The sequence below is a fragment of the Pseudomonas sp. MDV22-iso1 genome, assembly GCF_058145095.1.
Genome location: NZ_JBYVMF010000021.1, coordinates 39,648 through 60,044, shown reverse-complemented (window position 1 = coordinate 60,044; position 20,397 = coordinate 39,648). Strand labels below are relative to the sequence as shown.

Here is a 20,397-nt window from a genome sequence, read left to right as displayed (position 1 = left end):
TCGACTAGGATTGAGGCAGGCGAAGGTGCGAGGTGAAGGGCATGACAACAACGCTACCTACCGCAGTACGCGACCGTGCGTTGCAAGTTGCCCAACACGAAATGGGACACTACGTCGTGGCCCGCGCGCTGGGATTTGAAACGGGCGGTGTGACCCTGATGGTGACGAGAGACTTGAGGCATAAAGGTGGCGCTTCCATTGGCTTGGTGCGGCCAATTGCATCGATGGAGGCCATGAGGGAACATTTGGGCGCCCGGATGATGGTTCTCCTGGCTGGCGCGATGGCGCAAACACTGCCTTCAAAACCTTCAGCCGCCAAGCGCGTCGATAAGCCCAAAGCCACAGCCATCCTTAAAGGTGAGCAGGGTGCTGAGCAGGATTACGCAAAAATCAGGGAGCTTCAGCATCTGCTGCGCAACATCGCCTACCCGCAAACCATTCCTGCGTCGGGCGAGCGCATAGAGGCGCAGCTTAAAGCGATGACTGATCGGCTGTGGTTTCGGACTCAGGAAATCATCGAAGATCAGGCCGATACGATATCGGAACTGGCAGGGACGCTGGTGGACGCGATGACTCTGGTGGAGCAATGGGGGCGAGCGGCGGATATGTATGAGGTTGTGTACACCGGGCCGATGCTGGAGCGGCTGCGCGCGGTGCAAGCCATCCCTTCGTCCAGTGTTTGGACTGACAGTTGCAGTGATGTTGTTCAGCGCCGCAAATAACAAACACAACCAAACGTCAGACACGAAAAAGCCGCGCAATTGCGCGGCTTTTTTGTTTGGTGGGCCCACACGGACTTGAACCGTGGACCAAAGGATTATGAGTCCTCTGCTCTAACCAACTGAGCTATAGGCCCTCAGTAGGTCGCGGATTATAACGACGGTTTCTCTGCTGTGCTATCCGAAAAGTCTGAAACTGCTATACGAAGAAACGTCTCGGCGAATTCGTCCGGTGGAAGTGGCAAGCTGACGATGTAGCCCTGGATCTGTTCGCAACCTTCCGCCGCGAGGAAGTGTTGCTGCGCCTGCGTCTCGACGCCCTCGGCGATCACGGTGAATTGCATGCTGCTTCCCAAGGCAATGATTGCTCGCACGATCGCCACGTCGTGGGGGTCATCAGGCAGGCCCCGGACGAAAGACTGATCGATTTTCAGGATGTCCAGGGGTAGGCGTTTGAGATAACTCAGGGACGAATAACCGGTTCCGAAATCATCAATCGCCAGCTGCACACCCAGGTATTTTAGTTGGTGCAGCACGGCCAAGGCTTCTTCGGCCTGGCTCATGATGAAGTTTTCGGTAATTTCCAGTTGCAATAGATCGGGTCTGAGCCGGTTGTCCTTGAGCAGTTGCTCGATGCGTCCCAGCAGGTTTGGCTGGCGCAGTTGTGCACCCGCGAGGTTGACCGACAGCGGGCCCAAGGGCTGGTAGACCTGGTTCCATTCGAACATCTGTCGGCAGGCGGTTTCGAGCACCCAGTCGCCGATTTGCAGGATCATGCCGTTTTCTTCGGCCAGCGGAATGAAGTGTTCCGGCGGTACATCGCCGAAAGTTGGATGACGCCAGCGAATGAGCGCTTCGGCCCCGACCAGGCGATGGTCGTCGAGGCTGATTTTCGGCTGGTAATGGAGGTGCAGCTCGTTGCGCTCGATGGCGCGTCGCAGTTCGTGTTCCAGCGCCACGCGTTCGCTGGCTTGAGCGGTGAGGTCGCGTGTGTAACTTTCAACCCTGTTGCGACCCTTTGCCTTCGAGCGGTACATCGCGGCGTCGGCGTTTTTGACCAGCGTGGCGACGTCGCAGCCGTCCTGTGGATACAGGCTGGTGCCGATACTGGCGCTGATGAAAAACTCGTGCTCACCGGCCTGGAAAGGGGCGGCGAAGCAATTCAGCAGTTTATTGGCAATGTTATCGGCGTCGCTGGACTGTTGCAGGCCGGGAAGCAGGATGATGAATTCGTCGCCTCCCAGTCGCGCCACGGTGTCGATGTCGCGCAGCTGCTCTTTCAATCGAACGGCAATGCCTTTGAGCAGCAAGTCGCCGACCGGATGACCAAGGCTGTCATTGATGTGTTTGAAGCGATCCAGATCGAGGAAAAGCACGGCGCCCTGACCGCCGTTTTCTTGTTGATTGTTGAGTGCGGTGAGCAGTCGGCTTTCGAACAGTGTGCGGTTGGGCAGCCCGGTCAACGGATCGTGGTGCGCCTGGTAGTCGAGCTTGGCCTGGGCATGCTTGAGGCTGGAGATGTCCGCAAACACGGCGACAAAGTGAGTAATGAATTTGTCCCGGTTGCGCACCGCGCTGATCGTTAGCCAGCTCGGGTACAGCTCGCCATTTTTGCGCCGGTTGGAAATCTCGCCCTGCCAATGCCCTTCGGCGGTGAGTTGATGCCACATTGCGGCATAGAAAGCACTGTCGTGCAGGCCTGAGGCGAGCAGGCGAGGGGTGTGGCCCAATGCTTCGCTTTCGCTGTAGCCCGTGATTTCGGTAAACGCGCGATTGACCGCGCTGATGTGCTGCTGGGTGTCGGTGATCAACACACCTTCGGCGGTGCTTTCGAATACGGTGGCGGCCTGTTGCAGTTTTTCCTGCATGAGGTGGCGCTCGGTGATGTCCCGGGCGATGGTAAGCATGCAGTCTTCATTGCCGATCGGCAGCGGGCGACTGGACACTTCGCAGAGACGGATTTGCCCATCGCTGCGGCGGATGTGGCAACTGAAGTCACGGACGAAGCCGTCTCGCTTGAGCAAATCGAGCATCTGCTTGCGCTCGTTGAGGTTGACCCAGATCCCGAGCTCCAGAGACGACCTGTCTACCGACATCGCGCTGTTGAAACCGGTAATGCGGCTGAAGCCGTCGTTGACTTCCAGAAGCAAGCCGTCGCTTTGACGCGACAGTAGTAATCCGTCCGGGGACGCATGGAAGGCCTTGGCAAATTTCTCTTCGGAGATTTGCAGTTGCTGCTGCGTTTCCTTGAGTTGGCTGATGTCACGCACGACCACGACCAGTGCCGGGGTGGTAACCAGATCGAACGGTTCGGCCGAGATCAGGCCGGTAAACACCTGGCCATTGTTGCGGCGAAAGGGCATTTCCAGGTTGCGAATGCTACCGGCCTGCAACCGCTGCAGCAGTCCCGGGCCGACGCCGGGAATGCCCCAGATGTTCAGGTCGGTGGCCGTCTGGCCGATGACTTCTTGAGCGGTGAGGCCGATCTGTTCTTCGAACGCCTCGTTGACCTCCATCAGGCAGCCGTCGGAGAGTCGCGCAATCACCAGGATGTCGGGGCATTGCTGGAACACCGAAGCAAATTTCTGCTCCGAGAGGCGCAAGGCTTCTTCGGTGCGCTTGGCGTCACTGATGTCGATCATCAAGCCGCGCAGGACCGGTTCATGGCCATGTTCGATCAAGCTGACAATATCGCGCACCCACAGGCACCTGCCGTCAGCGGTGATTACCCGGTAATCCACCGTGTGATCGCGACCGGCCAATACTTCGTGATCGCAGAAGGTTTGAGTGCGGGTAAGGTCGGCGGGGTGAATGATGCTGCGCCAGAAGCCCGGAATCAGCCAGTGGGACAGTGGGTAACCGAGCAAGTCTTCGGCATGGGGCGACACGTAGCTGTAGGTGAAGTCGCTGATGCGCGCTTCCCAGGCAATCGCGGAAAGGCTCTCCACCAGCCCGCGGTAGTGGTACTCGCTGCTACGCAGTTCCTGTTCCAGATCGACGCGCCTGGCGATTTCCGAGCTGAGTCGGCGGTTGATACGGATCACCATGGCCAGCACGGTGATCAGCAACAGCAGTCCCGGCAGGCCATACACCAGCAGATCTGACCAGAAAGTCCGGTGATCGAGGACGTTGCCTACCCAGTGTTCCTGAATGGCACTGATTTCAGACGGGGACATGTCTGCCAGGACTTTGTCCAGAATGCCGACCAGTACCTTGTTGTCCTTGGGTACGGCCATTGCCAGTTGGTAGCGGTAGGGGGTCTCGCCACTGACATAGAGGCCTTCAAGCTTGAGCTGACGCAGGCTCCAGACGCTGGAGGCGAGATCGCCGACCACCGCGTCTACTTCGTCGGTCGCCAGTGCCTGCAAAGCCGAGCTGACGTTGGGCATCGCCACCAGATTCAGGTCGGGATGATGATTGCGCAGCAGTTCGTGAGGGGCATAGTTCTCGACGACGGCAATTTTCAGTCCGTACAGGTCCTCGATTTTGCGTGGTTGGGCGCCGCCGACGTGGGCAAGGATGACGATCGGGAAGTCCAGGTAAGGGCGAGTGAACGACAGATAGGTCTGGCGTTCCGGAGTCGACATGATGCCTGGCAACAGATCGATTTTGCCTTGTTTGACCTGCTCCAGAACGACTGTCCAGTTAACGGGCTCGATGGGGGTGAGCTTGATGGACAGGCGTTGGCGGATCATGTCGATATAGTCCGCTGCAAGGCCCTGGTAACGGCCCTGGTCGTCGCGGTACTCAAAGGGTGGCCACGACGCATCTACACCCAGACGCAGGTCTGGGTGGGCCGTCAGCCAGCTACGTTCTTCGTCGGTCAGAGTCAGCGCGCCAGCCGTTGCGGTCCAGGTCATCAGCGACAGCAAAAAAAGCACGGTCGGCAGTCTGGGCATAACGGTCTCGTTATGGCTCGGGGGAATGTTTCGAGTGTAGACGGGCAATTCGGCGGGAGGGAGGCGCGGGGGATTTAATCTGCATAAAGCAAAACCCCCGGCCTGGGCCGGGGGTTTTGTTGTCACTCGTCGAGGAAGGAGCGCAAATGCTCGCTTCTCGTCGGGTGGCGCAGCTTGCGCAGCGCCTTGGCTTCGATCTGACGAATCCGTTCACGGGTCACGTCGAACTGCTTACCAACCTCCTCGAGGGTGTGGTCGGTATTCATGTCGATACCGAAGCGCATGCGCAGGACCTTGGCTTCACGGGCAGTGAGGCCGGAGAGTACTTCGCGAGTCGCTTCTTTAAGGCTCTCAACGGTGGCGACATCGATTGGCGACTGCATGGTCGAGTCTTCGATGAAGTCACCCAGATGGGAGTCTTCGTCATCACCGATCGGGGTTTCCATGGAGATCGGCTCTTTAGCGATCTTCAATACCTTGCGGATCTTGTCCTCAGGCATTTCCATGCGTTCGCCCAGCTCTTCCGGGGTCGGTTCGCGACCCATTTCCTGCAACATCTGCCGGGAAATGCGGTTGAGCTTGTTGATCGTCTCGATCATGTGCACCGGAATACGGATGGTGCGGGCCTGGTCGGCGATCGAGCGAGTGATCGCCTGACGGATCCACCAGGTGGCATAAGTCGAGAACTTGTAGCCGCGACGGTATTCGAACTTGTCTACCGCTTTCATCAAACCGATGTTGCCTTCCTGAATCAGATCGAGGAATTGCAGGCCACGGTTGGTGTACTTCTTGGCGATGGAGATCACCAGACGCAAGTTCGCTTCTACCATCTCTTTCTTCGCGCGGCGGGCCTTGGCCTCACCGATCGACATGCGACGGTTGATGTCCTTGATCTCGGCAATCGTCAAACCGGTTTCGGTTTGCAGCGCGGTCAGCTTTTGCTGGCAACGAATGATGTCCGGCTGCAGGCGACCAATGGCTTCAGCGTATTTGCTTTTGCCTTTAGCCAGCGCATCGGTCCAGCTTTCGTCAACTTCGTTGCCCGGGAACTGGCGCAGGAAGTCGGCACGTGGCATGCGAGCATCACGAACACAAAGCTGCATGATCGCGCGCTCTTGCTGACGCAGACGATCCAGGGCACTGCGAACACGCTCGACCAGGCCTTCGAATTGCTTCGGAACCAGTTTGATCGGCATGAACAGCTCAGCCAGAAGCACCAGCTCGGCGATTGCCAGCTTGTTACCACGACCGTGCTTTTTCAGCGCCTTGCGGGTGATTTCCATCTGATCGGAGACAGCGCCAAAACGCTGTGCTGCGATGACCGGATCCGGACCGCTTTCGGCTTCTTCTTCGTCATCAGTCGTTGCTTCGGCGTCATCGTCTTCGGTGTCGTCGTCCGCTTTCACGGCTTTCGGATCGACAGGCGGTGGCACTTCTGCAGCAGGCGGCGCAATGCCGTCGTCCGGGTCGATATAACCGCTCAGGACGTCGGACAGGCGGCCACCTTCGGTGGTGACGCGAGTGTATTCGGAGAGAATATGGTCAACCGTGCCAGGGAAGTGCGCAATTGCGCCCATCACTTCGCGGATGCCCTCTTCAATACGTTTGGCGATTTCGATTTCGCCTTCACGTGTGAGGAGCTCTACCGTACCCATTTCACGCATGTACATGCGCACTGGGTCGGTGGTGCGACCAATGTCGGTCTCGACCGCTGCCAACGCTGCTGCTGCCTCTTCGGCCGCGGCTTCGTCGGTATCGGCGTCGGCCAGCATAAGGGAATCCTTATCTGGCGCAACCTCGAATACGTTGATCCCCATGTCGTTGATCATGCGGATGATGTCTTCCACCTGTTCCGGATCTGAAATATCCTCCGGCAGGTGGTCGTTGACCTCCGCGTAAGTCAGGTAGCCCTGCTCACGACCAAGTGTGATCAACTCTTTGATACGAGACTGCTGTTGCGCTTTTCCGGACATAACACCCTATCCACTGAAGGTCTTGGCGGGCAAAAAACAAGCCGAGGATTATACCTGAGCTATGACCTCACGCGCCAGTTGAGGTCGGGTTTGATACAGCCATATTGCGTTTTAATAGGTCGCGCATCTGATTTGCGATCTGATTTGCTTCCTCTGCACTCAATCCTGGCTGCCTGGCTTTTCTGATGAGTGCTTCCAGGCTATCCGTGTGTTGAGCTGCCGATAACCTAGTAATGGTGTCTAAAAACTGTTGTTCAAGGTTGTCGCCATCAATCAGCCATTCCTTTTCCGCTAATGCCTTGAGCAATCGCCCCTGTTCGGTCCCGTGCCAGCGGGCCATCAACTGAATTGAGTTTAGCTTAGGATTTTTTTGCACGGCCCCGATAAGGGCGACCAGCAACTGTGCGTATGTGTTGCTTTCATTGGCGAAGTGGTCGGCGGTTTCTACCCTGCCAGCCAGATCGGGATGATGAATAAGGGTGCGCAGCGCGATCAGCGTCGGGGCTTCCACCGCAATCGGCGTGCGTGGCGCGCGGGGTTGATCACGATCACCGCCGCGTTTGCCATTCTTGTCCCAAGGCTTCTTGTCCCACTTTTTGCCACCAGCGCCGGGTTTTTTCGGCGTCCATTCCTGCTGCGGCGCGTACATGTCTTGCGCTTGCGGCTGATGGTAGTCGCTGTAGTCAGGCATGACATCGTAATCGATGCCCGGATCGTAGGCCGGCGGCGCATCTTGCGGTGCGCTTTGCACCAGCTGGCTGACCGCTTCGCCACTCAGGCCGGTAATTTCGGTCAGGCGCTGACGCATCAGGATGCGCAGGTTTGCACCCGGCACCTTGTCGATCAGCGGTGCAGCGAGGGTGGCCATGTGGGCCTTGCCTTCAAGCGAGCGTGGGTCCGACTCTTCGGTCAACTGCTGAAAAAAGTAATCGGCCAGCGGTTGAGCGTGCTGATTGATGCGAGCCCGGAACGCGTCAGTGCCTTCGGAGCGAACCAGGGTGTCCGGGTCTTCGCCCTCGGGCAGGAAAAGAAAGCGAGCGCGACGTCCGTCCTGCAGGCACGGCAGCGTCGCTTCCAGTGCACGCCAGGCAGCATTGCGGCCAGCCTGGTCGCCATCGAAGCAAAACAGCACGTTGGGCACGACGCGAAACAGTCGCTTCAAGTGCTCTTCGCTGGTGGCGGTGCCCAGGGTGGCGACGGCGTTGCGCAGGCCTTGTTGGGCGAGGGCAATAACGTCCATGTAGCCTTCGACAACAATGATTTCGTCCAGGTTGCGGTTGTTCTTGCGCGCTTCATAAAGGCCGTAGAGCTCCTGGCCTTTATGGAAGACCGGGGTCTCTGGAGAGTTCAGGTACTTCGGTTTGTCGTCGCCCAATACCCGGCCGCCGAACGCGATGATGCGCCCCCGGCTATCGCGAATCGGGAACATGACACGATCGCGAAAGCGGTCATAGCGTTTGCCTGTTTCGGCGTTCTCGATCAATAGGCCGGCGTCGACCATGGCTTTCTGTTGCAGGGTATCGCTGCTCAAGTGTTTGAACAGGTTGTCCCAGCCGGGTGGCGCGAAGCCGAGACCGAAGTCCCGTGCGATCTCGCCCGTCAATCCACGTCCCTTCAAGTAATCCACAGCGGCTTTGCGCGATGGATGGCTTTTGAGTGCCTGACGATAAAAGTCGGCAGCGGCGGTGAGCAGTGGGTACAGCGGAGAGTCGGTTGGCTGTCGCGGTTTATGCGGTCGGCCACTTTCTTCTCGGGGTATTTCCATGCCCGCGGCTTTGGCCAGTTCTTCGACAGCCTGGATGAAGTCCAGGTTGTCGTGGTCCATCATGAAGCCGAGTGCATTGCCGCCAGCGCCGCAGCCGAAGCAATAATAGAACTGCTTGTCGGGACTGACGCTGAAGGAGGGGGTTTTCTCTTTGTGGAACGGGCAGCAGGCGGTGTAGTTCTTGCCGGCTTTTTTCATTTGCAGGCGCGAGCTGACTACATCGACGATGTCGGTGCGGTTCAGAAGGTCGTCAATGAAGCTCTGGGGAATTAGCCCGGCCATGGCGTTCTCGTCATCTGCGATGAAGTGGATCCAAAACTTACGACGAACGAGCGTGGTTCGTTGCTTGAGACGCGCAAGGTTGGCGGCTCAAACGGTGTCGTTTGCGTAATCGCTGTCGGGAAGTGTATCTGCCGAAAATCCACTGACGTTAGTACCAATCAGTATTCGACTTTTTGAAAGTATTGCGCTGAACTCCGCAACGGCCAGTCAATGGCCTCGGATAGCTCATAAGCGGGCACGCAAGAAGGTGCCTTGGGCTGATCGTCGTGAGAGGAATCAGTGGGTGTGCTCGTCAGTAGCCTTGGAAGGCTCGTCAGAAAAGACGTGCACCGCTGGCAAAAGAGCCAGGTCTGACGCTGTGAAGCAGATTTGTCTAGGTCGCGTCTGCGACTTTGACGGTGAAGCATCAAGCGTTTTCCGCAAATGCCATAAGCCCGGCTGAGGGCCGGGCTTGGCAGAAGCTTGCTACGAACGTCTGTGTATTAGTACAGACGAACGGCGCGGCGCTGTTCGCGCTGAACTTTCTTCGCGTGACGCTTAACAGCGGCTGCTGCTTTGCGCTTACGCTCAGAAGTTGGCTTCTCATAAAATTCGCGGCTACGAACTTCAGCCAGTACACCGGCTTTTTCGCAGGAGCGCTTGAAACGACGCAGAGCTACGTCGAAGGGTTCGTTCTCTTTTACTTTGACGGCTGGCATCCAGAGCTACCTTCATTCATTACCGGGGTCAACATCCTCGCGGCAAAAGAGCACTTGAAGACGTCGGTTTTTAAGGGTTGCGGATGTTAACCCCTCATCGCTCGGAATGCAAAGCCTCTGATCGAAAACCGCTGGTCGGGGCATCGCGTGGGGACTATTATGCGCGCCTTCGAATTCAGCCTAAACAAGGCGCAAACCCATGCTAGTACTGGGATTAGAGACCTCTTGCGACGAAACTGGTGTCGCACTTTACGACAGTGAGCGCGGTTTGTTGGCCGACGCGCTGTTTAGCCAGATTGACCTGCATCGTGCCTATGGCGGTGTGGTGCCGGAGCTGGCCTCGCGTGATCACGTCAAGCGCATGCTGCCCTTGATTCGCCAGGTGTTGGCAGAGGCGGGCTGTGTGCCTACCGAGATCGACGCCATCGCTTATACCGCGGGTCCTGGCCTGGTGGGTGCCTTGCTCGTGGGTGCTTCGTGCGCCCAGGCGTTGGCCTTTGCCTGGGGCATTCCAGCGTTGGGCGTGCACCACATGGAAGGTCACTTGCTGGCGCCCATGCTGGAGGCGCAGCCCCCCCAATTTCCGTTCGTCGCTTTGTTGGTGTCGGGCGGTCATACGCAGTTGGTTCAGGTCGACGGAATCGGTCAATACACCCTGTTGGGCGAGACTCTTGATGACGCCGCTGGTGAAGCCTTCGACAAAACCGCGAAGATGATGGGCCTCAATTATCCGGGTGGGCCGGAAATTGCGCGCCTGGCGGAGCAGGGAGTAGCAGGACGTTTCACGTTCCCGCGTCCGATGTGCGACCGGCCGGGTCTGGCTTTCAGTTTCAGTGGTCTGAAAACCTTCGCCCTGAACACCTGGCAGCAGTGTGTCAGTGCCGGGGACGACAGTGATCAAGCCCGTTGCGACATCTCGCTGGCGTTCCAGCAGGCCGTGGTGGAGACTTTGACCATCAAGTGCAAGCGTGCCCTGAAACAGGCGGGTATGAAGCGTCTGGTGATCGCTGGAGGCGTCAGCGCCAACAAGGCCCTGCGCACTTCGCTGGAAAAGATGCTCGGCGACTTGAAAGGCGATGTGTTTTACGCGCGTCCGGAGTTTTGTACCGACAACGGGGCGATGATCGCGTTTGCCGGTTGCCAGCGACTGCAAGCCGGCCAGCACGAAAGTCTGGTGATCAGCGTGCAGGCGCGGTGGCCGATGGAGCAGTTGTCGCCACTCTGATGAGCGGTACTCATGCGCGGCATTTAAAAATGCCGTTCGCGCCCGGCAAACAGGTCGCGTAGATTGCCGCGGTGACGCCAGACAATCAGCCCGGTGAGCACGCTCATGGGCAGCAATGCCGCCGGCTCTTGCCAGGCGAGCAGGGGCAGGGTCAGCGGTGTGGCGATCAGTGCCGCCAGTGAGCTGGTACGGGTCAGGTAGAACGTCAGGAGCCACGCACAAACCGCCAGCAACGCGGCGGGCGGGTAGAGGCCCAACAGCATGCCGGCAGCGGTGGCGACGCCTTTGCCGCCACGAAAGCGGAAATACAGCGGGAACAGATGACCGATGACGGCGCAGATGCCGATCCAGGCCTGTTCTTGCAGTGAAAGGCCTGCAAGACTTGCGATCAGTACTGGCAGCAAGCCCTTGCAGAGGTCGCCCAGCAAGGTCAGCACGGCGAGTTTTTTGCCCGCCAGGCGCAACATATTGGTGGCGCCGGCATTGCCTGAGCCACTCATTCGCGGATCGGGGTTACCGGTCAGGCGGCTGAGCAAAATGGCGAAGGACAGCGAGCCGAGCAGGTAGGCGAAAGTCGCCAGTAACCAAAACATGCTAACTATTCCGGGCAAGGACGCCCTGATTCTAACGGCGCATTGCGCCCTTGTCGTGCAGCGGAGAGAAGTGCTTGGACAGAGTGTTTATCGAGGGCCTGGAAGTCGACACCGTGATTGGTGCCTACGACTGGGAACGAGGCATCCGACAGTGCTTGCGTCTTGATCTGAGTTTTGCCTGGGACAACCGCCCTGCTGCCGCCGGTGACGACCTGACCTTGGCACTTGATTACGCCAGCGTCTCGTCGCGCATTCAGGCGTTTGCCGAGCAGGCTCAGTTTCAGTTGGTCGAAACCTTCGCCGAGCGCCTGGTTGAAGTATTGATGAGTGAATTCAAGGTCACTTGGGTGCGCCTCAAGCTGACAAAGCCTGGTGCGGTTCCCGCTGCCAAAGGTGGTGTGGGCGTGGAGATCGAGCGCGGATGTCGCTGACTCAGGTGTATCTCGGGCTCGGTAGCAATATCGAGCGCGAAACCCATCTACAGGCGGGTCTGGATGCGCTCGCGGGTTTTCTGGTGGATATCCGCTGCTCGGCAGTCTTCGAAAGCCAGCCGGTGGGGATCAAGAGCGGGCCATTTTTCAACTTCGTGGTTTCGGCGTTTACCGACCTGCCGTTGATGGAGCTTGATCGACGGCTGAAATTCATCGAGGCGGACAATGGTCGCTACGCACCGGACCGCAAGGGTTTGCCCCTGGACATCGATGTGTTGCTGTTCGGCGACCTGGTAGGCAACTTCGATGGCTTGATCCTGCCGCGAGCAGAAATCCTGAAAAATGCCTTCGTGCTGTGGCCCTTGTCGCTCATTGCCGCGGATCGCGTGCATCCGGGCGTAGGCAAAAGCTTTGCGACGTTGTGGCGCGAGGCGCAGATCGATCAAGTGTTGGCGCCAGTGGCATTCGAGTGGCGCGGTGAGCAGCTGACCCCCTTAGAATTGCTGTGACGCTATCGCAGGCAAGCCCGCTTCCACAAGGTCGACACCGTACCTGCGGGAGCGGGCAAGCCCGCGATGCTTTTCAAGCCGAGGCGGCTTCCTTGTAAGCCTTGAGCGCTTTCAAACGCTCACGCTTGATCGCTTCCCCCAGCTCTGGTCCCTTGAATCCTTTCTCCAGCAACGGTTGAACGGCCACACTTCTGGCGGCAGTTGCCGCGCCACGCAAATAATCCGCTTGTGGATAACTTCTCTGCTCCAGACCTTTGCGTCCTCGAGCGTCCATCTCGCACGCCGCTATAAACTCTTCGAACCGCTGTGGTCGCCGATAGACGTCAAAGCTTTGCAGTAACTCCAGCAAGGTCGAAGGCTTCAGTTCCAAAGCGCGATGACCATGGGTGTGATATTGGCCCACCAGCAGCGCCAGCTCCTGGCAGTCTCGCGGCGCTTTGAAGCGTTGGTTAACCGCTTTTATCAGCTTCAGGCCCGTGTGCTCGTGGGCGATGTGGCGCGGCCATTCTTCCTTTGGCGTCAGGCCTTTGCCCAGATCATGCAGCAGGCAAGCCCAACGTACCGTAAGCGGTTGCTTGTGGAGGGCCGATTGCTCAAGGACGCTGAGCGTATGTGCGCCCGTGTCGATTTCCGGGTGATGAACTTCAGGCTGCGGTACACCAAACAAGGCATCGACCTCAGGCATCAGGACCTTGAGCGCGCCGCATTCGCGCAGTACTTCGATGAATACTTGCGGCTGGTCTTCCATCAAGGCGCGAGAAATTTCCTTCCAGCTGCGTTCGGCGGTCAAGGCTTCCAGCTCGCCGGACTCGCTGAGCTGACGCATCAATTCCAAAGTCTCGGACGCGACGGTAAAGCCCAGCGCCGCGTAACGGGCGGCAAAGCGAGCAACGCGCAACACACGAAGGGGATCTTCGGCAAACGCCGGGGAAACGTGGCGTAGCAGGCGCTCTTTTAAGTCTTTCTGACCTTGGTAAGGATCCGTCAGATTTTGCTGGTCGTCTTCGGCCATCGCGTTAATTGTCAGGTCGCGGCGAACCAGATCTTCTTCAAGGGTAACTTCAGGGCTGGCATGGAAGGTGAAGCCGCCATAGCCGCGTCCGCTCTTGCGTTCAGTGCGAGCAAGCGCATATTCCTCGCCGGTTTTTGGATGAAGAAAAACCGGGAAATCAGATCCCACCGGCCGAAAACCCTTGGCGAGCATTTCCTCGGTGGTGGCCCCGACGACAACCCAATCGATGTCGGTGACAGGTTTGCCCAGCAGGCGGTCACGTACTGCACCACCGACTTTATAAATCTGCATAAAAAACCTCCGTTAGCTCGACAGGATAACCTTTGCGTCGAGCTAACGGAGGCCGAAACCGGTTCAAAGATGAATGACAGCCAAGTCCAGGCGGCCATAATCACTCTCGGAATGCTCACCTTTTGGCGGCACGTGGTGGGTTTTCGTCACTTGATCCCCTTGCAGGGTTTCCAGGTGTATGTCGAAGCCCCAGAGCCGATGCAGATGCTTGAGCACTTCCTCGGTCGATTCTCCCAATGGCTTGCGGTCGTGCTGCTGATGACGCAGCGTCAAGGAGCGATCACCGCGCCGATCGATGCTGTAGATCTGCACATTGGGCTCCCGATTGCCCAGGTTGTACTGCGCTGCGAGGGTTTCGCGAATAGTGCGATAGCCTCCTTCGTCATGAATGGCGGGAACCAGAAGATCGTCTTTCTGGTCATCGTCAAGAATGCTGAAGAGCTTCAGGTCGCGAATCACTTTCGGCGACAGGTACTGCAGGATGAAGCTCTCGTCCTTGAAGCTGCTCATGGCGAATTTGATGCTCGACAGCCAGTCCGTACCGGCAATCTCCGGGAACCAGCGATAGTCCTCCTCCGTTGGGCTTTCGCACATGCGCCGAATGTCCCTGTACATGGCAAAACCCAATGCGTACGGGTTGATGCCACTGTAGTAAGGGCTGTCGAAACCCGGTTGCATGACCACACTTGTGTGTGACGTCAGAAACTCCATCATGAAACCGTCGGTGACGAGACCTTCGTCATACAGGTCATTCATCAACGTGTAGTGCCAGAACGTGGCCCAGCCTTCGTTCATGACCTGAGTCTGGCGTTGCGGATAAAAATACTGGGCGATCTTGCGCACGATTCGCACGATTTCCCGCTGCCATGGCTCGAGCAGAGGTGCATGTTTTTCGATGAAATACAGGATATTTTCCTGAGGTTCGGCGGGGAAGCGTGCGTTATCCTTGTCGCTGTATTTGTCCGCGCCTTTTGGAATCGTGCGCCACAGATCGTTGATCTGCTTCTGCAAATGTTCCTCACGGTCCTTTTGCCGGCGGCGTTCCTCTTCCGCTGATATCGGATAGGGGCGCTTGTAGCGGTCCACGCCGTAGTTCATCAATGCATGGCAAGAGTCCAGCAGGTCCTCGACAGCATCGATGCCATGGCGCTCTTCGCACTGCATGATGTATTGCTTGGCAAACACAAGGTAATCAATGATCGAGCTGGCGTCCGTCCAGGTGCGGAACAGGTAGTTGCCTTTGAAAAAACTGTTGTGCCCGTAGCAGGCATGCGCAACCACCAACGCCTGCATGCAGATGGTGTTTTCTTCCATCAGATAAGCGATGCACGGGTCTGAGTTGATCACGATTTCATACGCGAGCCCCATCTGGCCTCGACTGTAGGATTTCTCGGTGCTCAGGAAGTGTTTGCCATAGGACCAGTGGTGGTAACCCAGTGGCATACCTACCGAGGCATAGGCATCCATCATCTGCTCAGCAGTGATCACTTCGATCTGGTTAGGGTACGTATCGAGTGCGTAGCGAGCTGCAATACGACTGATTTCACGGTCGTAGGCCTGAATCAGCTCGAACGTCCATTCGGAGCCGGTGGAAATGGGTTGGCGCTTCTGCTCTTTGGCGGTCATGTCACTAACCTGCGCTGGAAGAGTTCACGGAAGACCGGATAGATATCGCCGGCCGAGACCAGTTGTTGCTGGGCAAACGTTTCAGAGAAGGCTTCGGCAATCCGTTCGTACTCGAACCACAGAGCCTGATGTTCGCGTGGGGTGATCTCGACGTAAGTGTAGTACTGCACGAACGGCATGATCTGGTTGATCAGAATGTCGCGGCAGATCGGTGAGTCGTCATTCCAGTTGTCACCGTCCGAAGCCTGAGCGGCGTAGATGTTCCACTCATTGCTTGGATAGCGCTCGGCCATGATCTCCTGCATCAGTTTCAAGGCGCTGGAGACGATGGTGCCGCCGGTTTCCCGCGAGTAGAAGAATTCCTCCTCGTCCACTTCCCGGGCGCTGGTGTGGTGGCGGATGAACACGACGTCGATCTTGTCGTAGTTACGCTTGAGAAACAGGTACAGCAAGATGAAGAAGCGCTTGGCGATGTCCTTGGTTGCCTGGGTCATGGAGCCGGAAACGTCCATAAGGCAGAACATCACTGCTTTCGAGCTGGGGTTGGGTTGCTTGATGAGCAGGTTGTACTTGAGGTCGAATGTGTCGAGAAATGGCACGCGATGGATTCGCGCGCTGAGTTTTTCGATTTCAGCTTCAATTTCTTGAATATCGCCGAAGTTATCCGGTTCATCCCGTCTCAGTCGCAGCAGTTCCTCTTTCGCTTCACGCAACTTTGCCCGGCTGCTGCCGGACAATGCAATGCGTCGGGCATGGGCTGAGCGAAGGGTACGGATGATGTTGATCCGCGATGGATTGCCTTCGTTACTGATCCCGGCTCGAACCGTCTTGAAGGTGTCAGTGCCAGTCAGGTTGCGCTTGACCAGGTTCGGCAACTCGAGATCCTCGAACATGAATTCAAGGAATTCCTCCTGGGTGATCTGGAAGACGAACTCGTCCATCCCTTCACCCGAATTGCCGGCCTTGCCTGGACCTCTACCGCCACCCCCGCCCGGCGGACGTGCAATATGCTCGCCGCTGGTGAATTCCTTGTTACCTGGGTGCACGACAGTCTGCTTGCCACCACGGCCGTGATGAAGCACCGGCTCGTCGATGTCACGACCGGGAATACTGATCTGTTCGCCATGTTCCATGTCCGTAATGGAACGCCGGCTGACCGCCTCTTCGACGGCTTTCTTGATGTGATCACGGTAGCGCCGCAGAAACCGTTGGCGGTTCACCGTGCTCTTGTTCTTGCCATTGAGACGTCGGTCGATCACATAGCTCATAGGCCCTCCGGGGAGCTTCGAGTCATAAGCTTCAAGCTGCAAGACAGAAGCTTCAGAAACAAGCGGCGCGCGACATATGGCCACAATTACGCAAACAGCGCGTGTTCGTTGCTGATCTGCCGCTTGCCGCTTGCCGCTCCCTTATTGGGACTTTCTAACCCTCAGATACCACTCGGACAGCAGTCGTACCTGTTTGTCGGTGTACCCGCGCTCGACCATTCGTGTAACGAAGTCGTTGTGTTTCTGTTGATCCTCTTTGCTCGCCTTGGCGTTGAAGCTGATAACTGGCAGCAAGTCTTCGGTGTTGGAGAACATTTTCTTCTCGATGACCACGCGAAGTTTTTCGTAGCTGAGCCAGGTCGGGTTCTTGCCATTGTTGTTGGCGCGGGCGCGCAGTACGAAGTTGACGATTTCGTTGCGGAAATCCTTCGGATTGCTGATGCCTGCCGGTTTTTCGATCTTTTCCAGCTCTTCGTTCAACGCCACCCGATTGAGGATCTCGCCGGTTTCCGGATCGCGGTATTCCTGATCCTGAATCCAGAAGTCTGCGTACAGCACGTAGCGATCGAAGATGTTCTGGCCGTACTCGCTGTAAGACTCGAGGTAGGCGGTCTGGATCTCCTTGCCGATGAATTCGATATAACGCGGTGCAAGGTATTCCTTGAGGAAGCGCAGGTAGCGTTCGCGCGTCTCGGCCTGGAATTGCTCCTGTTCGATCTGCTGCTCAAGTACATAAAGCAGGTGGACCGGGTTGGCGGCGATTTCGTGCGGATCGAAGTTGAAGACTTTCGACAGAATCTTGAATGCAAAACGCGTCGACAGCCCGTTCATGCCTTCGTCGACACCAGCGTTATCGCGGTATTCCTGTATCGATTTGGCTTTCGGATCAGTGTCCTTGAGGTTCTCGCCGTCATACACCCGCATCTTGGAATAGATGTTGGAGTTCTCCGGTTCTTTGAGGCGCGAGAGCACGGTGAACTGGGCCAGCATCTTCAAGGTGTCGGGCGCGCAGTGAGCTTTGGCCAGCGAACTGTTGAACAGCAGCTTGTCGTAAATCTTCACCTCGTCGCTGACCCGCAGGCAGTACGGCACTTTGACGATGTAGATCCGGTCGATGAACGCTTCGTTGTTCTTGTTGTTACGGAAGGTGTGCCATTCCGATTCGTTGGAGTGAGCGAGCAGGATCCCGGTAAACGGAATGGCCCCCAATCCTTCGGTACTGTTGTAGTTACCTTCCTGAGTGGCGGTCAGCAACGGGTGTAGCACCTTGATCGGCGCCTTGAACATTTCGACGAATTCCATCAGGCCCTGGTTGGCCCGGCACAGTGCGCCCGAGTAGCTGTAAGCATCGGCGTCGTTCTGTGGGTATTCCTCCAGTTTGCGGATATCGACCTTGCCCACCAGCGCGGAGATGTCCTGGTTGTTCTCGTCTCCCGGCTCGGTTTTGGCCACCGCGATCTGGTTGAGAATGGATGGATAAAGCTTCACCACGCGGAACTGGCTGATGTCCCCGCCGAACTCGGCCAGGCGCTTGGTCGCCCATGGCGACATGATGGTGTTGAGGTAGCGACGCGGAATGCCAAAATCTTCTTCAAGGATCGCGCCATCTTCAGTGGCGTTGAACAGACCCAGGGGCGATTCGAATACCGGTGAGCCCTTGATCGCGTAGAAGGGCACCTTTTCGATCAACTGTTTGAGCTTCTCGGCGAGGGACGATTTACCGCCACCCACGGGGCCGAGCAGATAGAGGATTTGTTTCTTCTCTTCGAGGCCCTGAGCGGCATGACGGAAATACGACACGATCTGGTCGATGCATTCTTCCATCCCGTGGAAGTCTTCAAAGGCCGGATAGCGACGAATAACCTTGTTCGAGAAGATTCGCGACAGCCTCGAGTTGGTCGAGGTGTCGAGCAGTTCCGGTTCACCGATAGCCAGCAACAAGCGTTCGGCGGCGGATACATAGGCGCTGCGGTCCTTTTTGCACAGCTCAAGATACTCTTGCAGCGAGAGTTCTTCCTGGCGTGTGGATTCGAAGCGTTGTTGGAAGTGGCTAAAGATACTCATGACGTCACCTCGCTCGATACGTGGAGCCGACGCCGGATCACTCAGTCGATGCTGGCAGCAACCGAACAGGCAGTCGCTGTTTACCCCCCAGAACTCTTTCACAGCTGACGACTGCGAAAGCTACTCCCGATGACCCGCGCGCCGGTGTACCGGCTCTCCCCTGTTTTGGATGGCCTGGGCTTAAGGATAGTTGGGAATTCGGGAGGTAAAGGCGAGATACGTAATTAGTTGTGGCTGACCGTTCGTCTGCCTCGGTGCAAGCCCACGGGAGACGGGGGCTTGCGCGTTACAAAAATATTATTCAGAAGTGCTTTGCGCGGTATCTGAAGGATAGGTCGTACGCCACAACTCAAAACCGCCGTCCATGCTGTAGACGTCGGAGAAGCCCTGACTAACCAGATATGCCGCAGCGCCCTGGCTGGAATTGCCGTGGTAGCAGACCACGACGGTCGGTGCATCGAGGTCGGCTGCCCGGATGAAATCCGAGATGGAAACGTTGTCCAGATGTTTGGAGCCAGCAATGTGTAGTGCAGCATAGGTTTGTGGATCGCGAACATCGACTACCACTGCACCTTGTTCACGCAGGGCCTGGGCCTGTTCTGGGGGGATACGTTTGAATTCGCTCATGGCGGGCTCCTGTGGCTCGGCTGAAAGCGCAGTCTAGCGCTGGGCGCTGGCTGACGATGATTCGGAAATGGTCTGGGCGACTGGCGGTTTGGCTACATGGCCATGCTCGTCGCATTTGCAGGACAGGCGCTCGCCGCTGTCGACATTCATCAGGGTCAGGGCACCGCCCCAGACACAGCCGGTGTCGAGCGCCGAAATGCCCGGTTCAAGCACTTTGCCTTCCAGCGCGGCCCAGTGACCAAAGATGATTTTAACGTCCTTGGTTTTGCGTTCCTTGTGCTGAAACCAGGGCTTGTAACCTGGCGGTGCTGAATCGACGCCTTCCTTGCTCTTGAGATCGAGCTTGCCTTCGGCGGTGCAGAAACGCATGCGGGTGAAATAGTTGGTAATCACCCTCAGGCGCGTGACGCCTTTGAGGTCGCTGTCCCATTTCGCCGGATCGTTGCCGTACATGCCGTCGAGGTAAAGCGGAAGCATGTTGTCGTCTTGCAGGGCCGCTTCGACCTCGGCGGCACACTTGAGGGCTTTACGCAGCGACCATTGCGGCGGAATGCCGGCATGCACCAACGCGACGTTGCGTTGTTCGTCGTAGTGCATGAGCTTCTGCTGGCGCAACCAGTCCAGCAACTCTGCGCCATCGGGAGCCTCGATAATGTCACGAAGGGTGTCGCTTTTTTTCAGGCGTTCGATGTTCTTTCCCGCAGCCAGCAAATGCAGGTCATGGTTGCCGAGCACGCACACCAGCGATTCACGGATGCTATAGAGGAAACGCAGGGTTTCCAGGGATTGGGGGCCGCGGTTGACCAGGTCGCCTACCAGCCACAAACGGTCTTTAGTCGGGTCGTAGGCGACTTTCTTGAGCAGGCATTGCAATGCCTCAAGACAGCCCTGCAAGTCACCGACGGCGTACGTTGCCATCAGTGCAGGGCTCCGGGCACCGCCAGGCGAAATGGTGCGATGACAGCATCAAAATGCTTGCCATCGTCGGCGATCATTTCATAGGTGCCCTGCATCGTGCCGACTTTGGAAGTCATCACCGTGCCACTGCTATAGGTGTGGCTTTTGCCCGGATCGATCAACGGTTGCTGGCCAACGACGCCCGCACCACGAACCTCCTCGACATGCCCGTCACCATCGGTGATTACCCAATGCCGCGACAGCAGCTTGGCGGGTAGCTCGCCATTATTTTGCACGGTGATGGTGTAAGCGAAGGCAAAGCGTTCGTGCTCGGGTTGCGATTGTTCTGCCAGATAGCGGGTGACGACGCTGACGTCGACCTGATAGCGAGGATCGGACATGCAAGAGGCCTTAAAAACGAAGCGGGACGCGGGGCGTAGCTGATAGAACTCAGTCTAGGCCAAGTATCGGGTAGTAAACCAGACCTGACGGCTGGTGTCTTACCCGATAACGCTCGT

Annotated in this window: 16 protein-coding genes and 1 tRNA gene; 4 read left to right on the top strand and 13 right to left on the bottom strand. The window is 57.3% G+C overall.

Annotation, left to right across the window (positions count from 1 at the left end; translation table 11 throughout):
• Positions 1-41: 41 nt before the first annotated feature.
• Positions 42-722, top strand: a complete 681-nt coding sequence (locus tag AC3ZVB_RS21695) for a peptidase M41 (protein ID WP_490147705.1) — start codon at positions 42-44, stop codon at positions 720-722.
• Between the two features lie 57 nt (positions 723-779).
• On the opposite strand, the gene AC3ZVB_RS21690 is transcribed toward AC3ZVB_RS21695, so the two are convergent.
• The 5 genes from AC3ZVB_RS21690 to rpsU all read right to left on the bottom strand — a co-directional run bounded on the left by AC3ZVB_RS21690 (position 780) and on the right by rpsU (position 9,336).
• A tRNA-Ile gene (locus tag AC3ZVB_RS21690) sits at positions 780-856 on the bottom strand.
• A gap of 15 nt (positions 857-871) precedes the next feature.
• On the bottom strand, positions 872-4,618 hold the full coding sequence (locus tag AC3ZVB_RS21685) for an EAL domain-containing protein (RefSeq protein ID WP_194693802.1): 3,747 nt from the start codon (positions 4,616-4,618) through the stop codon (positions 872-874).
• A gap of 122 nt (positions 4,619-4,740) precedes the next feature.
• On the bottom strand, positions 4,741-6,591 hold the full coding sequence (rpoD, locus tag AC3ZVB_RS21680) for an RNA polymerase sigma factor RpoD (protein ID WP_162436253.1): 1,851 nt from the start codon (positions 6,589-6,591) through the stop codon (positions 4,741-4,743).
• A gap of 67 nt (positions 6,592-6,658) precedes the next feature.
• Entirely contained in the window at positions 6,659-8,638 is a 1,980-nt protein-coding gene (dnaG, locus tag AC3ZVB_RS21675) for a DNA primase (protein WP_194693801.1), read from the bottom strand.
• 482 nt (positions 8,639-9,120) lie between these two features.
• The gene (rpsU, locus tag AC3ZVB_RS21670) at positions 9,121-9,336 is read right to left on the bottom strand and encodes a 30S ribosomal protein S21 (RefSeq protein WP_002551877.1); all 216 of its coding nucleotides are present in this window, start codon (positions 9,334-9,336) and stop codon (positions 9,121-9,123) included.
• Positions 9,337-9,535: 199 nt separating this feature from the next.
• Between rpsU and tsaD the strand changes: the two genes are divergently transcribed.
• Positions 9,536-10,561 carry a tRNA (adenosine(37)-N6)-threonylcarbamoyltransferase complex transferase subunit TsaD gene (tsaD, locus tag AC3ZVB_RS21665; RefSeq protein WP_490147704.1) on the top strand — a complete coding sequence of 342 codons (1,026 nt, stop codon included), beginning with the start codon at positions 9,536-9,538 and terminating at the stop codon, positions 10,559-10,561.
• Positions 10,562-10,584: 23 nt separating this feature from the next.
• On the opposite strand, the gene plsY is transcribed toward tsaD, so the two are convergent.
• Positions 10,585-11,154 (bottom strand): glycerol-3-phosphate 1-O-acyltransferase PlsY, encoded by a 570-nt coding sequence (gene plsY, locus AC3ZVB_RS21660; protein ID WP_490147703.1) that lies wholly within the window; start codon positions 11,152-11,154, stop codon positions 10,585-10,587.
• Between the two features lie 74 nt (positions 11,155-11,228).
• Here plsY and folB point away from each other — a divergent pair, with 74 nt between their 5' ends.
• Together folB and folK are read left to right on the top strand one after the other, a co-directional pair.
• Positions 11,229-11,585, top strand: a complete 357-nt coding sequence (gene folB, locus AC3ZVB_RS21655) for a dihydroneopterin aldolase (protein ID WP_162436257.1) — start codon at positions 11,229-11,231, stop codon at positions 11,583-11,585.
• Positions 11,576-12,094, top strand: a complete 519-nt coding sequence (gene folK / locus AC3ZVB_RS21650) for a 2-amino-4-hydroxy-6-hydroxymethyldihydropteridine diphosphokinase (protein WP_490147702.1) — start codon at positions 11,576-11,578, stop codon at positions 12,092-12,094. The genes folB and folK overlap by 10 nt, the downstream gene beginning before the upstream one ends.
• 73 nt (positions 12,095-12,167) lie before the next feature.
• Here the strand turns inward: folK and AC3ZVB_RS21645 are convergent, their stop codons facing one another.
• The 7 genes from AC3ZVB_RS21645 to apaG all read right to left on the bottom strand — a co-directional run bounded on the left by AC3ZVB_RS21645 (position 12,168) and on the right by apaG (position 20,280).
• A complete protein-coding gene (locus tag AC3ZVB_RS21645; RefSeq protein ID WP_490147701.1) occupies positions 12,168-13,397 on the bottom strand; it encodes a multifunctional CCA addition/repair protein in 1,230 nt (409 codons plus the stop codon).
• 63 nt (positions 13,398-13,460) lie between these two features.
• On the bottom strand, positions 13,461-15,023 hold the full coding sequence (locus AC3ZVB_RS21640) for a SpoVR family protein (RefSeq protein WP_162436260.1): 1,563 nt from the start codon (positions 15,021-15,023) through the stop codon (positions 13,461-13,463).
• Complete coding sequence (locus AC3ZVB_RS21635) at positions 15,020-16,291, bottom strand: YeaH/YhbH family protein (RefSeq protein WP_162436261.1); 1,272 nt, start codon at positions 16,289-16,291, stop codon at positions 15,020-15,022. Before AC3ZVB_RS21635 ends, AC3ZVB_RS21640 begins: the two co-directional genes overlap by 4 nt.
• A gap of 141 nt (positions 16,292-16,432) precedes the next feature.
• Positions 16,433-18,355, bottom strand: coding sequence for a PrkA family serine protein kinase (locus tag AC3ZVB_RS21630; RefSeq protein WP_046029985.1), 1,923 nt, complete (start codon positions 18,353-18,355; stop codon positions 16,433-16,435).
• A gap of 297 nt (positions 18,356-18,652) precedes the next feature.
• Complete coding sequence (gene glpE / locus AC3ZVB_RS21625; RefSeq protein WP_194693796.1) at positions 18,653-18,982, bottom strand: thiosulfate sulfurtransferase GlpE; 330 nt, start codon at positions 18,980-18,982, stop codon at positions 18,653-18,655.
• Positions 18,983-19,015: 33 nt separating this feature from the next.
• Positions 19,016-19,900: a symmetrical bis(5'-nucleosyl)-tetraphosphatase gene (locus AC3ZVB_RS21620; RefSeq protein ID WP_490147700.1), complete on the bottom strand. Its 885-nt coding sequence runs from the start codon at positions 19,898-19,900 to the stop codon at positions 19,016-19,018.
• Entirely contained in the window at positions 19,900-20,280 is a 381-nt protein-coding gene (gene apaG, locus AC3ZVB_RS21615) for a Co2+/Mg2+ efflux protein ApaG (protein WP_162436264.1), read from the bottom strand. The genes AC3ZVB_RS21620 and apaG overlap by 1 nt, the downstream gene beginning before the upstream one ends.
• Positions 20,281-20,397 lie beyond the last annotated feature (117 nt).